This window comes from Ruegeria sp. BC3 (assembly GCF_056539265.1).
In genome coordinates this window covers 472,696-485,637 of record NZ_JBQFUP010000003.1, presented here as the reverse complement: position 1 = coordinate 485,637, position 12,942 = coordinate 472,696, and the positions used below count along the sequence as shown (strand labels likewise).

Here is a 12,942-nt window from a genome sequence, read left to right as displayed (position 1 = left end):
AACCTTGCTATCTGATGAATTCGCTTGAGAAAGAGATCGCCGCGTGCCGCATCTGCGCTGACCGTTTCGCTGCAACGCAAACGGCGCACCGACCCCGTCCTGTGGTTTGGTTTCGCGCCGGAACGCCTGTTCTGATTGCGGGACAGGCCCCGGGCGCGCGGGTGCATGCCTCGGGGCGGCCATTCACTGATCCCTCAGGCGATCGTCTGCGGGACTGGCTCGGGATAGATGAGGCAGTGTTTTATGACAGGTCTCGGGTTTCGATTGTCCCCATGGCCTTTTGTTTTCCGGGGTATGACGCACGAAATGCGGATTTGCCGCCGCCGTCTGTCTGCGGAGAGACCTGGCATGGCAGGGTCATGCAAACCTTGGGTGAGGTGCCTCTAACGATACTGGTTGGGGGACATGCTCACAAATACCACCTGAACGCCCGCGGCTCAGTTACCGAGACGGTGCGCAACTGGCGAGACCATGCGCCGCGCGTCTTTGCCTTGCCTCATCCGTCGTGGCGCAATACGGCATGGTTGAAGAAAAACCCGTGGTTCCAAGCCGACCTTCTGCCGGTTCTGCGTGCGCGGGTGCAAGAGGTTCTTAATGACTGAAGCCACGGCTCTGGATAATGCCCACGGGGCGATGACCGCTGATCCGCAGGACGATGCGGCGCGTTTGCGGTTCTTTGAACGGCTGGCCGACAGCGAATTGTTCCTGCTGCTGACCGAGGAAGCGAAGGGCGAAAATATCTCTCCGGAATTGTTCGACGTTGCGGATGGTCGTTTTGTTCTGGCGTTTGATCGCGAGGACCGGCTTGCGCGGTTCGCCGAGCGTCCTGTTCCGTATGTGGCGCTTTCGGGGCGCGTGTTGTCTGCGATGCTGGCCGGGCAGGGGATCGGACTTGGGCTGAACCTTGAAGTCGCGCCGTCCTCGATGCTGATCCCGGCTGAGGCGCTGGGCTGGTTGGCTGAAACCTTGCAGCATGGCCCAGAAGAAGTTCAGCAGCAGTTGGAAGAGTTCCTGCCCCCTGCAGGTCTGCCTGATGATCTGCTGACGGCATTAGACGCAAAGCTTGCCACAGCTATTGGCTTAGCCGAGGCGGCCTATCTGGTTGGAACAAAATCCAAGGGCGGTGGTGCGGGTCATATGCTGGGGTTCATCGGTGCAGTCGAAGGGGCAGAGCCTGCCTTGGCCAAAGCCGCGTCCGAGGCGTTGACGTTTTCTGGGATCGAAGCGGGGGCTATGGATGTCGGGTTTTTCCGCGCACATGATCAGGTGGCGGCCTCATTGGCGCGGGTCGGTTTGCGGTTCGATCTGCCACAACCCGAAGCGCGTGTGGTGACTCAGACGATACCAGGCAGTGACCCGGAAAAACCGCCAATTCTGAAGTAAGCCCCGCGACAGGATGATCGCGGGGCTCTTTTTGACTATTCCGCAGCAGCTTCCAGTTTGTCCTGCGTGCGGGTTTCAAAATCGCTTGCTTCGTGACGCTCGTGCAGCTGCGTGTGCAACTCACCAAAGGGTCGGTTGACCATGCGGCCGCGCTGTACCGCCGGGCGGGCGTCAATGGCTTTGGCCCAACGCATAACGTTTTTGTACGACTCAACGTCCAGGAACTCAGCAGCGCTGTAGAGACGGCCCAGTACCAACTGGCCGTACCAAGGCCAGATCGCCATGTCGGCGATGGTGTAGTTTTCGCCCGCGATAAACGTCTTGTCGGCCAGTTCGCGGTCCAGAACGTCCAATTGACGCTTGGTCTCCATCGCGAAGCGGTTGATCGGGTATTCCCATTTTTCAGGCGCATAGGCGTAGAAATGGCCAAAACCGCCACCTAGGTAAGGCGCGCTGCCCATCTGCCAGAAAACCCAGTTCATGACCTCGGTGCGCTCCGGGCCAGATTTGGGCAGGAACTCACCGAATTTTTCGGCTAGGTGAAACAGGATCGAAGCGCTCTCGAATACGCGCAACGGTTCGTCACCCGAACGATCCCATAGGGCGGGGATTTTTGAGTTCGGGTTCGCTTCGACAAAGCCCGAGCTGAACTGATCGCCTTCGCCGATATTGATTAGCCAGGCGTTGTATTCCGCACCTTCGTGGCCCAGGGCCAGCAACTCTTCCAACATCACGGTGACTTTCACGCCGTTTGGCGTTGCCAGTGAATACAGCTGCATCGGATGACGCCCAACCGGCAGATCTTTGTCGTGGGTGGCACCGGCAATGGGGCGGTTGATGTTGGCGAATTGGCCGCCGCTTTGGCTGTCCCAGGTCCAGACCTTTGGGGGCGTATAGGTCGGTTGCTCGCTCATTTCTTGCCTTTCTGTGCAAAGTGCATGTGAATTGTCCGTCCGTCACAACAGCTAATGTTGCAAGCCACCGAGTCCAACCCCCAACGCGGCGGCTGTTTTGTAACATTCCTCACTTAACCTCTCACGTTTTCTCATCCGACGTCACAGCGCCGCGAGCAGGACTGCGCATCGGATGTGAATCACCTATTGTATGGTCAGACCCGCATGTTCGGGCAGATCAACAACCCCGAGGACAAAAGGACCGACCACCATGAAACGTTTTGCCCTGACTGTAGCTGCGGCGCTGACTTTTGCCGCTCCAGCCTTTGCTGGTGACCAATATGTGGACGGCACCGGATTTGCCGTTTCCGGATATGACGTTGTTGCCTATCGCAGCCTGGATCAAGTTCCGGTCGGACAGTCACAGCCCGAAGGCGTGCGTGGCAATGCCGACATCACTGCAGAGTACAATGGCGCCACCTGGGCGTTTGCGACCGAAGAAAACCGTGACAAGTTCTTGGAAAATCCCGCCTTTTATGCGCCGCAATACGACGGGCATTGCGCCTATGGCGTGTCGAAAGGTGGCAAGGTTCCGGCAAACCCGAACCTGTGGCGCATTGTCGATGACAAGCTGTACCTGAACATCACAGATGTCGTGGTTGGCTTTTGGGAAGAAGACGTACCGGGCAACATCAATATTGCCGAAGGCAACTGGCCCGGTATCGAAGGCGACGGTGCTTCGACCAGCGTAATCCCGAAGTTTACCTCGGAAGGCCCGATCACCAACTAAGTGGCCACTCACCAAACCAAAGCCCGGCAAAGTTCAGCCGGGCTTTTTGCGTTAATGGGCCAGCCAGAACTCATCGCGTATCTGCTGATCGGCATCGAACCTGATCCGAACGCTTTTGGCTCCGGGAAACTTTCTCGCGGTGATGTTGTCCGGAACGACGACCTCGCCCGACCCGGAATCGTTGGATTGAAAGTTCAGGACTTCGGTTTCAGTCCGGCGTGATCCGGCCAGAACCGATGTCGGCAACGCGACGCGGTTTGGCCCCTGATGGACCGGCGTTGGAACAAAGAAGGTCAGGTGTCGTCCAAAGAAGCCCACTGCATCCGGGACATGGTCGGACTTGCACATGAGTTCCGCGTCCGAGAAATCGTCGTCGCCCGTTCTGTCGGGCAAGGCGGTGTTCAGCAGCGCCCGGCAAGCGTCGATGTCGGAGGTCTCCAGGGTGATGATGCGACGGCGCAACTTTGGGCGTCGCGGTTTGCCTGTGGTGCTTCCTTTGTTGGCAAACCCTTCCTTGCGCAAAAGGTCATAGGCCTCTTTAGCGCGTGTGAACCCGGAACAGTCGCCATGCGCCTGATCAGGATGCCCATGAAACGCGATATGCCGCCAGGCGTTGCGAATATCATCTGAGCTGGCGCTTTGATCCAATCCCAGGGCATACAAGGCCTCTGTGCGGGCTTTGATCTTTTCTGCAGATTCCATACCCAAAAACTCATTACAAAACCGATACAAATTCAGTTTGAACAGGGTGACAGTTTTGTCAATTTTCTTACGAAATTGAGGTAGCTACGCGAACAATGTCGGTTGGGTGCCTCGATTGTCCTTGCGGTCTGAGGCGCGCATGTGGCAACGACGCGCCCCCGACCTATTCAGGCCACATTTTGCAGCTCGGCTTTGGGTGTGATGCCAAGGGCAAAACACACGTCGCGCGTCAGCTCGGGGCGGTTCAACGTGTAGAAATGCAGCTTGTCCACGCCGCCGTCGGTCAGGTCCGAACACAGTTCGGTGCACAAGGCCGTCGCAAGCAAGTCTTCGCGGTCGTCACGAATGGCCTTTTCAAACGCGTGCTCAACCCAGTCAGGGATTTGCGTGCCGCAACGTTTGGCAAAGTTCCGAGCGCCTTTCCAGTTCTCGATCGGTAGAATTCCGGGAACGATGGGCTTGTTGATTCCAGCCTTTTCGCAGGCGTCGCGGAACCGGAAGAACGTTTCGGCTTCAAAGAAAAACTGGGTCAAAGCTTCGTCTGCGCCTGCATCCAGCTTGGCCTTCAGCCAATCGACGTCAGACCGCGCATTGGGTGCTTCGGGGTGAATATCCGGATAGGCGCCGACGCGGATGCTGAACATCTCGGTTTCCGCCAGGGCTTCAATCAATTCGACCGAGTTGGCAAAACCTTCGGGATGAGGCTCAAAACGGTCGTGACCCTTCGGCGGATCGCCCCGCAGGGCCACAATGTCCTGCACGCCGGCGCGCGCAAAAGTGTCCGCGATTTCCAGCGTTTCCTGGCGTGAGGCATCGACGCACGTCAAATGCGCAGCGACCGGCAGGCCGGAGGATTTGTGCAGCGTCGCAACAGCGTCGCGCGTCAGTTCCCGTGTCGTTCCGCCCGCGCCATAAGTCACCGAGACAAAGCGCGGATCCAGCGGTGCCAGCGTCTGAACCGTATCCCAAAGGCGGAAAGAGGCTTCGAGGGTTTTGGGCGGAAAGAACTCGAATGAAATTTCTGGCTTGGTCATCTCGGCCTCATAAACTTGCGTCTCGGACCTTGTGCCACCTCGGGTCATGTGAGACAAACTCATAATATTCAAGAACAACATGAGTCTTGCTTCAATGCACATCGAATTCCGACACCTGCGCACAATTAAGGCGATCCATGAATGCGGTGGTCTCGCCCGTGCGGCGGATCAATTGAATATCACCCAATCCGCGCTGAGCCATCAGATCAAAGGATTGGAGGATCAAGCGGGCGTTGAGTTGTTCTTGCGCCGGTCCAAGCCGATGAAGCTGTCGGCAGCCGGGTTGCGCCTGCTGCGGTTGGCCGAACAGATTTTGCCGCAAGTTGAAGCCACGCAACAGGAATTCTCGTCCCTGCGCGATGGGCGTACGGGACGAATGCACATCGCTATCGAATGCCATGCCTGTTTCGAGTGGCTGTTCCCCGTGCTTGAATCTTTCAGGAAATCCTGGGGGGACGTCGATGTCGATATCCGTCCCGGTCTGGCGTTTGACGCCCTGCCTGCCTTGCAGAAAGAAGAGGTCGATCTGGTCGTCTCGTCCGATCCCGAAGATCTGCTGGGTATCGAGTTTATCGAGCTTTTTGATTATGACGCCGTGTTCGTCGCGGCCTCATCCCACCCGTTGGCCCAGAAAGAGTTCATCGAGGCCGAGGATTTCCGGGGTCAAACCCTGATCACTTACCCTGTCGAACGCACGCGTTTGGATATTTTCAGCCAGTTGCTGATCCCTGCGCGGGTCGAACCGGCAGCGATCCGTCAGGTCGAACTAACGGCTGTGATCCTATTGCTGGTGGCCTCTAACCGCGGCGTGTCCGTTCTGCCCGACTGGGTTGTGCGTGAGGTCAAGTACAACTCGGACTACGTCACCCGCCCTCTGACCAAAGACGGGATCACTCGCAGGCTCTACGCGGCGGTGCGGACCGAGGACCTTGAAAAACCCTACGTGCAAGAGTTGATCCAACTGGCTGGAACCGAGGCGCGCAAGCTGCAACAGCAGTAGGCGCAAAATACGGGTCTGCTATGCGCATCATTCCTCTTGGCAAGGGCGCTTTGCATCAGTATACGCGCGGTTTGACCGTACAGGAGCCTTTGGACAATGGTTGGCAGTGCAAACCTCAACATCATGATCAAAGCCGCGCGCAAAGCGGGGCGTTCTTTGGTCAAGGATTTTCGTGAAGTCGAGAACCTTCAGGTGTCGATGAAGGGTGCGGGCGACTTTGTGTCCAAAGCTGACATTGCTGCCGAGGCGATCCTGAAAGAGGAACTGCTGGGCGCACGTCCGACCTATGGCTGGCTGGCCGAGGAAGGTGGTGCGATTGACGGCGAAGACCCAACCCGCCGTTGGATCGTTGACCCGCTGGACGGTACCACAAACTTCCTGCACGGTCTGCCGCACTGGGCAATCTCGATCGCTCTGGAACACAAAGGCAAGATCGTCGCTGGTGTGATCTATGACGCCGCCAAAGATGAGATGTTCTTTGCCGAGAAAGGCGAGGGCGCGTGGATGAACGACACTCGTATCCGGGTTTCGGGCCGTAACCGTATGATCGAGTCGATTTTCTCGACCGGTCTGCCATTTGGTGGTCGTTCCGATCTGCCTGCGACCCTGCAGGATCTAGCGCGCCTGATGCCTGCCTGTGCTGGTGTGCGCCGCTGGGGCGCGGCTGCTCTGGACATGGCCTATGTGGCCGCTGGCCGCTACGAGGGGTTCTGGGAACGCCGTCTGAACGCCTGGGATCTGGCTGCTGGGATTATCATCGTGAAAGAAGCAGGCGGATTTGTTCAGGCACTGAACCCCGAAGGCAGTGTGCTGGAAAATGGCGAAGTGATCTGCTCGAACGAGCCGATTTTTGACCAATTCGCCAAGGTGATCCGGGGCTGAAACCTCGACCGACCGATTGAGTAAGCGCGCCCCGTATTAGGCGCGCTTTTTCGTTTCAGAGTATGGCCGTTTCAGCCAGCCCATTCTCATCGGCCATTCGAGCGGCGACGTGTGCAACGGCGAGGTCTTGCAGTCCGACGCCTGTCCCGTCGAACAGGGTGATTTCCTCGGCGCTGGTGCGGCCCGGATGGTCGCCATTGATGACGGCGCCGATGGGGGTGATTTGGGTCTCGGTGAGGGCGCCGTTTGCAATGGCGTGCTGGGCCTCTCCGATGGTGATGGATTGGGCGACCTCATCCGTGAACACGGTGGCCGAGGCGACCAGTGCCGGGTCGACTTCCATCTTGCCCTTCGTATCAGTGCCCATGCAGGCCAGATGGGTGCCGGGTTTGATCCAGCCTTTCATCAGCAGCGGTTCAAAGGCCGAGGTGATGGTGATGATGACATCGGCCTGCGCGCCCAGTTCTTCCTGGGTGACGGGTTCGAACTCCAGTCCGATCTCGTTGGCGACCGCGCCCAGACGGGGCAGCATGTCGGGATGCGGGTTCCAGGCAACGACTTTTTCAAAGTCGCGCTGCTCGGCAGCGGCGCGCAGCTGGAAGGCGGATTGGTGGCCTGCGCCGACCATGCCCAGAACCTTGGCGTCGGTGCGGGCCAGATGCGCGATGGAAACTGCAGATGAGGCAGCGGTGCGCACGGCGGTCAGGTAGTTGCCGCCGACCAGTGCCGAGAGACGCCCGGTATCGGGGTCGAACAGGAAGACGGTGGACTGGTGGTTGGTCAGGCCCTTGTCCATATTGCCCGGCCAGTAGCCGCCGGATTTGACGCCCAGCACCTGACCAGTCCGATCAAAGCCGGATTTGAAGCCGTACAAAGCGTCGGCATAGCCGATGGCCTCACGAATGACCGGGAAGTTATAGGCGTCGCCACGCGCCATGGCGGCAAAGACGTCCTGCACCGCGTCAAACGCCTCGGCGCGGCCAACCAGTTGTTGGCAGAGGTCTTCTCCGACGATCAGCAGGGGTTTGTCTGTCATATCTTTCATGACCTTTTCCTTAAGCTCTGGGGTGCAGGTCCGGGCGGCAGGGGAAGGGAGAACTGCCGCCCAGGACGCATGTGCGGCGGCTTAGTAGGCCTTGCCGCGGGCAGAGACCGGCCAAAGCGCTTCGACCTTGCCGTTCCGAACACCCACATACCAATCATGCACATTGGCGGTCGGGTCACAGTGGCCCGGCACCAGATGCAGCTTGTCATTGACCTTGAGAACACCATCCGGGTCGGCGACCACGCCGTGCTCGTCGGAACATTTAACGTATTCCACATCCGTGCGTCCGAAGATCACCGGCAAGCCGCTGTCGACCGACTGGGCCTTGAGGCCGGCGTCCACGATGGCCTTGTCGGCCTTGGCGTGACTCATGACGCTGGTGAGGATGAAGAAGGCGTTCTCCCACTCACCGCGGTCGATGCGGTTGCCGTTCTCATCGAGGATGCGGCCATAATCGGCATCCATGAAGGCGTAGGAGCCGCATTGCAGTTCGTTATACACGCCCGAGGTGCTTTCGAAGTAGTATGACCCGGTGCCGCCACCGCCGACAATGTCGCAGTCCAGCCCTTCGGCCTTGAGCCCGTCGACGGCGTCTTTGACCTGCGCCACGGCGATGTCGATCTTGGCTTTGCGGTCTGCGTACAGGTCCATGTGCTGCATCGCGCCCTGATAGGCCTGGATGCCCGCAAACTTCAGCCCCGGGGCCGCGTCGATGGCTTTGGCGATGGCGATGACCTCGGGCGTGGTGGTAACCCCGCAGCGGCCTGCGCCGCAGTCGATCTCGACCAGACATTCGATCTGGGTGCCATGGCGCTGCGCGGCCTCGGACAGATCAGCGACGTTGGCGATATCGTCAACACAGCAGATCGTGCGCGCGCCCAGCTTGGGCATGCGCGCCAGCCGGTCGATCTTGGCCGGGTCGCGCACCTGATTGGACACCAGAACGTCCTTGATACCACCCCGGGCAAACACCTCGGCCTCGGACACTTTCTGGCAACAGATGCCGCAGGCCCCGCCTAGCTCGACCTGCAGCCGCGCCACGTCGACCGATTTGTGCATCTTGCCATGTACCCGGTGGCGCATGCCGTGGGCCTTGGCGTAATCGCCCATCTTTTTGATATTGCGCTCCAGCGCGTCCAGATCCAGCACCAGTGCCGGGGTCTGGATCTCGGATGCGTCCATGCCGATGGCGGCGGGGATGTCGTAGCCGACCTCAAGCTGATCGATATTCACAGGCATATTCATCTCGCTTCCTCCTCAGCCCTTGATCCAGGGCAGTTTGTCCAGATCCACATTGCCGCCGGTGATGACCACGCCGACGCGTTTGCCTTTGAACACCTCGGGGTGCTTCAGAATGGTGGCCAGCGGCACGGCGCAGCTGGGCTCCATCACGATGCGCAGGTATTTCCAGGTGATCTTCATCGCGGCGATGATCTCGTCTTCGCTGGCGGTGTGGATGTCGCTCACGAAGTTCGACACAAAGTGCCAGGTGTTTTCCTTCAGCGGCACTTTCAGCCCGTCGGCGATGGTGACCGGCGCGTCATCGGCGATGATATGACCGGCCTTGAAGCTGCGATAGGCATCATCGGCCTGTTCCGGTTCCGAGGCATAGATCTGCACCTCGGGCGCGAGGTTCGAAAGGGTCAGGCAGGTGCCCGAGATCATGCCGCCGCCGCCAATCGGTGCAACCACTGCGTCCAACCCATCGGTCTGCTCCAGCAGTTCCGCCGAGCAGGTTGCCTGCCCCGCAATCACGCGCGGGTCGTTATAGGGGTGCACAAACTCGGCGCCCGTGCGGGCCTGCACTTCGGCAAACACTGCCTCGCGCGAGGTGGTCGAGGGCTCGCATTCGGTGATGATCCCGCCATAACGGCGCACCGCGTCTTTCTTGGCCTGCGGCGCGGTGCGTGGCATCACGACGTTGCAGGGGATGCCCCGGCGGCCGGCGGCATAAGACAGGCTGAGCGCATGGTTGCCGGAAGAATGCGTGCAAACCCCGCGCTCGGCGGCCTCATCATTCAGGCCAAAGACCGAATTGCAGGCCCCGCGCACCTTGAAGGCGCCAGCCTCCTGGAAGTTCTCGCATTTGAAAAACAGCTGCGCGCCGGTCAGATCGTCCAGATAGTCGGACCGCAACACCGGGGTGCGGTTGATATGCGGTTTGATCCGCTCATGCGCCTCGCGCATATCGGCGAGGGTCAGGCAATCGGCTGTGGTCATTGAATCCAACATCAGGGCCTCCTTACGCTGCGGATTGCATGGGAGTGGCATGACCTGCGCGGAAATACTCCTGCGCTGCCGCGACACCGCTGCCCAGTTCGATCGGGTAGTCCAGATCGGCCATGGCCATTTCGATCGTGGCCAGACCGGACAGAACCATCACATCCGTCAGGCTGCCCAGATGGCCGATGCGGAAGGCCTTGCCGTTCATCTCGCCCAGACCAATGCCAAAGCTGACGCCATAGGCGTTGAACGCGTGATCTGTCAGCGCATTGCTGTCGAAGCCTTCGGGCACATAGATCGCGCTGACGGTGTCCGAGTAGAGATCGGGCGACTGCGCCACCAGCTCCAGCCCCCAGGCGGCGGTGGCTTTGCGCACGCCTTCGGCGAGACGGAAGTGGCGGGCATAGACGTTGTCGAGCCCTTCCTCGAACAGCATCTTCAGGCTTTCGCCCATGCCGTAGATCAGCTGCAGCGGCGGGGTATAGGGAAAGCCGCCCGAGGCGTTCGCGTTCATCATGTCGCGGAAGTCAAAGAAGGTGCGCGGCAGTTGGGCGCTCTCCATCGCCGTCAGCACCTTGGGGCTGACGCACAGGATCGCCATGCCGGTCGCCAGCATAAAGCCCTTCTGCGAGCCGGAAACTGCGATATCCACGCCCCAGTCATCAAATTCAAACGGCATCGAGGCCAGAGAGCTGACGCAATCCACAAACAGCATCGCCGGATGGGCGCTGGCATCCATCGCCTGGCGCACGGCCGCAATATCCGAGCGCACGCCGGTCGCCGTCTCGTTATGGGTGACCAGAACCGCCTTGATCTCATGGGCCTTGTCAGCGGCCAGAGTCTCGGCAAACTTGTCTGCCGGTGCGCCGCTGCCCCATGGGCAGTCGATGATCTGAACATCCAGCCCATGCCTCTGGCACAAGTCGATCCAGCGATGGCTGAACATGCCATAACGCGCAACCAGAACCTTGTCGCCGGGGCTGAGCGTATTGGTCACCGCAGCCTCCCACCCGCCCGTGCCGCTGGCCGGAAAGGTAATGACCTGACCCGAGGTGGTGCCAAACACGCGCTTGGTGTCCTCCAGAACAGGAGCAAACGTCTCAACAAAGTCCGGCGCGCGGTGATCCTGCGTCTGCACCTGCATCGCCAGACGCAACCGATCCGGGATGTTCGTCGGGCCCGGAATAAAAACTGGGTTTTGGTTGGACATCACTTGTTCCTCCGCTTCGGAGACAAGTGTCCGGGAAAACCTCCCTTTACGCAATTTTCTTGAAAAATATTTTCATTTTAGAGATTAAATAATCAAAGCACTGTTTTTATGACATTTTCTGTTTTTCATTTTTGAATTGCCAAATTCGGCGGTTCAAAAAGAGTCGGATCAAAAGAGGGCGAAGCAAAGAATGAACACTCAGAAAAGGCCGCGCGGCAGGCCTAAATCGCTGTTCAAGGAAAGCTCGGCCGGGACCATGCAGTCGCTGGACCGGGCGCTGGGCGTATTGACCTCGGTCGCGCGGTTAGAGCGCGCAGCGCTGAGCGATCTGGCGCGCGAGGTTGATGTGCCAACGGCCACCACACACCGCATACTGACGACTTTGCAGAAGCACGGATTCGTGGCTTTTGACGACGAACGTCAGGAATGGATGATCGGGATCGAGGCGTACCGGACGGGCGCGTCCTTTCTGCGCCGCAATAGCGTCATTGAGATCGGTCGGCCAATCCTGCGGCGTCTGATGCAGGATAGCGGCGAAACCGCCAACCTCGCCGTGCCAGACGGGGCAGAGGTGGTTTTTGTCGGGCAGGTCGAGACGCCAAATCCGATCCGCGCTTTTTTTCCGCCGGGCGCGCGAACACCAATGTATGCCTCTGGTACCGGCAAAGCGATCCTCGCGGCGTTGAGCGAAGCGGCGCTGGCCAAGACGCTTGGTGCTGCGAGTCCGGTTGCGTTTACCGCAAGTACGCTCACGCCCGGTGAGGGGTTACAGAAGGACCTGGCCGAGACACGCACACGTGGTTGGTCGCATGACAGCGAAGAACGGTACGAGGGCATGTCCTGCATTGGTGCTGCGATTTTCAACGACCGGGGCGAGCCATGCGCGGGGATTTCCGTCTCGGGCCCGACAGCACGGTTTGGCACGGATCGAGCTCCTGAGCTTGGCGAATTGGTTCTGGCGGCGGCGCTTGAAATCACGCAGTTCAGCGGAGGTCACAACCCGACCCGATAAGATCAGTTTATCTGCGGGGGATACGTGGAATACGGGACTGAGACAGGTTGTATTTTTTCTCAGGATGCGGCGGATGGCCGTGCGTGCGGCTCCAAAACCCGGTGCCGCCGCGCCGCAGCCAAAGTGGGATGCACAAGATAAGCCCAACAAAAAATCCGCCCGTATGGGCCCAGTAGGCCACCCCGCCTTCGTCAGGGTTGCTGGCCAGGCTGCCAAAGAACTGGATGGCAAGCCAAAGCCCCAGCATGACAAAAGCCGGAATCGCGAAAATGCGGAAATAGACAATCAGGATCAGCAGGATATCGACGCGGGCCTTCGGAAACAGCAACAGGTAGCCGCCCATGACCCCTGCAATCGCGCCAGAGGCTCCAATCGTCGGCACAACTGAGCCCGGGGCTGTCATGACGTGGATCAGGCCTGCACCCACCCCGGCCACGAGATAAAACAATAGGAAGGGCAGGTGGCCCATCTCATCTTCAAGGTTGTCGCCGAAGATCCAGAGGAACAGCATGTTTCCGGCCAAATGCATCCAGCCACCATGCAGGAACATCGAGGTGACCAGAGTATCGAACGCGAACCCGTCCGTAATGCGCGCAGGGATGACTGCGTAGTCGTAATACAGCTGATTGATCAGCCGGGCATCATGCATGATCCCCACATAGCTGAGGAAAATCAGGATATTGGCTGCCATCAACAGATAGACAACGTAAGGTGTGCGCCCGGAAGGGTTATGGTCACGGATCGGAAACATGGGGGGACGCTGGGCTT

Annotated in this window: 14 protein-coding genes; 6 read left to right on the top strand and 8 right to left on the bottom strand. The window is 59.2% G+C overall.

Annotated elements, in window-relative coordinates; genetic code table 11:
- The first annotated feature begins 14 nt into the window (after positions 1-14).
- Both ACR0MV_RS11325 and ACR0MV_RS11320 read left to right on the top strand, forming a co-directional pair.
- Entirely contained in the window at positions 15-602 is a 588-nt protein-coding gene (locus tag ACR0MV_RS11325) for a uracil-DNA glycosylase family protein (protein WP_480702185.1), read from the top strand.
- On the top strand, positions 595-1,383 hold the full coding sequence (locus tag ACR0MV_RS11320) for an SseB family protein (RefSeq protein WP_170422992.1): 789 nt from the start codon (positions 595-597) through the stop codon (positions 1,381-1,383). Before ACR0MV_RS11325 ends, ACR0MV_RS11320 begins: the two co-directional genes overlap by 8 nt.
- A gap of 35 nt (positions 1,384-1,418) precedes the next feature.
- Here ACR0MV_RS11320 and yghU read toward each other — a convergent pair whose 3' ends face one another.
- Positions 1,419-2,297 carry a glutathione-dependent disulfide-bond oxidoreductase gene (gene yghU / locus ACR0MV_RS11315; RefSeq protein ID WP_475204864.1) on the bottom strand — a complete coding sequence of 293 codons (879 nt, stop codon included), beginning with the start codon at positions 2,295-2,297 and terminating at the stop codon, positions 1,419-1,421.
- Positions 2,298-2,547: 250 nt separating this feature from the next.
- Between yghU and ACR0MV_RS11310 the strand changes: the two genes are divergently transcribed.
- Entirely contained in the window at positions 2,548-3,066 is a 519-nt protein-coding gene (locus ACR0MV_RS11310) for a YHS domain-containing (seleno)protein (protein WP_475204863.1), read from the top strand.
- A gap of 51 nt (positions 3,067-3,117) precedes the next feature.
- Here the strand turns inward: ACR0MV_RS11310 and ACR0MV_RS11305 are convergent, their stop codons facing one another.
- Together ACR0MV_RS11305 and metF are read right to left on the bottom strand one after the other, a co-directional pair.
- A complete protein-coding gene (locus ACR0MV_RS11305; RefSeq protein ID WP_480702184.1) occupies positions 3,118-3,768 on the bottom strand; it encodes a J domain-containing protein in 651 nt (216 codons plus the stop codon).
- Between the two features lie 167 nt (positions 3,769-3,935).
- Positions 3,936-4,802, bottom strand: a complete 867-nt coding sequence (metF, locus tag ACR0MV_RS11300) for a methylenetetrahydrofolate reductase [NAD(P)H] (protein ID WP_480702183.1) — start codon at positions 4,800-4,802, stop codon at positions 3,936-3,938.
- 94 nt (positions 4,803-4,896) lie between these two features.
- Between metF and ACR0MV_RS11295 the strand changes: the two genes are divergently transcribed.
- Together ACR0MV_RS11295 and ACR0MV_RS11290 are read left to right on the top strand one after the other, a co-directional pair.
- Positions 4,897-5,802, top strand: a complete 906-nt coding sequence (locus ACR0MV_RS11295; RefSeq protein ID WP_480702264.1) for a LysR family transcriptional regulator — start codon at positions 4,897-4,899, stop codon at positions 5,800-5,802.
- A 96-nt stretch (positions 5,803-5,898) separates the two neighbouring features.
- Positions 5,899-6,684 carry an inositol monophosphatase family protein gene (locus ACR0MV_RS11290; RefSeq protein WP_480702182.1) on the top strand — a complete coding sequence of 262 codons (786 nt, stop codon included), beginning with the start codon at positions 5,899-5,901 and terminating at the stop codon, positions 6,682-6,684.
- 55 nt (positions 6,685-6,739) lie between these two features.
- Here the strand turns inward: ACR0MV_RS11290 and bhcD are convergent, their stop codons facing one another.
- From bhcD to bhcA, 4 genes are all read right to left on the bottom strand, one after another.
- Positions 6,740-7,729, bottom strand: a complete 990-nt coding sequence (gene bhcD / locus ACR0MV_RS11285; RefSeq protein WP_480702181.1) for an iminosuccinate reductase BhcD — start codon at positions 7,727-7,729, stop codon at positions 6,740-6,742.
- 81 nt (positions 7,730-7,810) lie between these two features.
- The gene (gene bhcC / locus ACR0MV_RS11280) at positions 7,811-8,974 is read right to left on the bottom strand and encodes a 3-hydroxy-D-aspartate aldolase BhcC (protein ID WP_170422978.1); all 1,164 of its coding nucleotides are present in this window, start codon (positions 8,972-8,974) and stop codon (positions 7,811-7,813) included.
- A 12-nt stretch (positions 8,975-8,986) separates the two neighbouring features.
- Positions 8,987-9,961 carry a beta-hydroxyaspartate dehydratase BhcB gene (gene bhcB / locus ACR0MV_RS11275; protein WP_480702180.1) on the bottom strand — a complete coding sequence of 325 codons (975 nt, stop codon included), beginning with the start codon at positions 9,959-9,961 and terminating at the stop codon, positions 8,987-8,989.
- Positions 9,962-9,971: 10 nt separating this feature from the next.
- Positions 9,972-11,162 carry an L-aspartate--glyoxylate aminotransferase BhcA gene (gene bhcA, locus ACR0MV_RS11270; RefSeq protein WP_480702179.1) on the bottom strand — a complete coding sequence of 397 codons (1,191 nt, stop codon included), beginning with the start codon at positions 11,160-11,162 and terminating at the stop codon, positions 9,972-9,974.
- Between the two features lie 190 nt (positions 11,163-11,352).
- Between bhcA and ACR0MV_RS11265 the strand changes: the two genes are divergently transcribed.
- Positions 11,353-12,174, top strand: a complete 822-nt coding sequence (locus tag ACR0MV_RS11265) for an IclR family transcriptional regulator (protein WP_480702178.1) — start codon at positions 11,353-11,355, stop codon at positions 12,172-12,174.
- A 7-nt stretch (positions 12,175-12,181) separates the two neighbouring features.
- On the opposite strand, the gene ACR0MV_RS11260 is transcribed toward ACR0MV_RS11265, so the two are convergent.
- Positions 12,182-12,925: a rhomboid family intramembrane serine protease gene (locus tag ACR0MV_RS11260; protein WP_480702177.1), complete on the bottom strand. Its 744-nt coding sequence runs from the start codon at positions 12,923-12,925 to the stop codon at positions 12,182-12,184.
- Positions 12,926-12,942: the final 17 nt, after the last annotated feature.

Bases quoted from the DNA above. Each gene is read 5' to 3' on its own strand.
- ACR0MV_RS11290 (WP_480702182.1), top strand. From the start codon at position 5,899: ATGGTTGGCAGTGCAAACCTCAACATCATGATCAAAGCCGCGCGCAAA.
- bhcD (WP_480702181.1), bottom strand. From the start codon at position 7,729: ATGAAAGATATGACAGACAAACCCCTGCTGATCGTCGGAGAAGACCTC.
- yghU (WP_475204864.1), bottom strand. From the start codon at position 2,297: ATGAGCGAGCAACCGACCTATACGCCCCCAAAGGTCTGGACCTGGGAC.
- metF (WP_480702183.1), bottom strand. From the start codon at position 4,802: ATGACCAAGCCAGAAATTTCATTCGAGTTCTTTCCGCCCAAAACCCTC.
- ACR0MV_RS11320 (WP_170422992.1), top strand. From the start codon at position 595: ATGACTGAAGCCACGGCTCTGGATAATGCCCACGGGGCGATGACCGCT.
- ACR0MV_RS11265 (WP_480702178.1), top strand. From the start codon at position 11,353: ATGAACACTCAGAAAAGGCCGCGCGGCAGGCCTAAATCGCTGTTCAAG.
- ACR0MV_RS11310 (WP_475204863.1), top strand. From the start codon at position 2,548: ATGAAACGTTTTGCCCTGACTGTAGCTGCGGCGCTGACTTTTGCCGCT.
- ACR0MV_RS11325 (WP_480702185.1), top strand. From the start codon at position 15: ATGAATTCGCTTGAGAAAGAGATCGCCGCGTGCCGCATCTGCGCTGAC.
- ACR0MV_RS11305 (WP_480702184.1), bottom strand. From the start codon at position 3,768: ATGGAATCTGCAGAAAAGATCAAAGCCCGCACAGAGGCCTTGTATGCC.
- ACR0MV_RS11260 (WP_480702177.1), bottom strand. From the start codon at position 12,925: ATGTTTCCGATCCGTGACCATAACCCTTCCGGGCGCACACCTTACGTT.
- bhcB (WP_480702180.1), bottom strand. From the start codon at position 9,961: ATGTTGGATTCAATGACCACAGCCGATTGCCTGACCCTCGCCGATATG.
- bhcA (WP_480702179.1), bottom strand. From the start codon at position 11,162: ATGTCCAACCAAAACCCAGTTTTTATTCCGGGCCCGACGAACATCCCG.
- bhcC (WP_170422978.1), bottom strand. From the start codon at position 8,974: ATGAATATGCCTGTGAATATCGATCAGCTTGAGGTCGGCTACGACATC.
- ACR0MV_RS11295 (WP_480702264.1), top strand. From the start codon at position 4,897: ATGCACATCGAATTCCGACACCTGCGCACAATTAAGGCGATCCATGAA.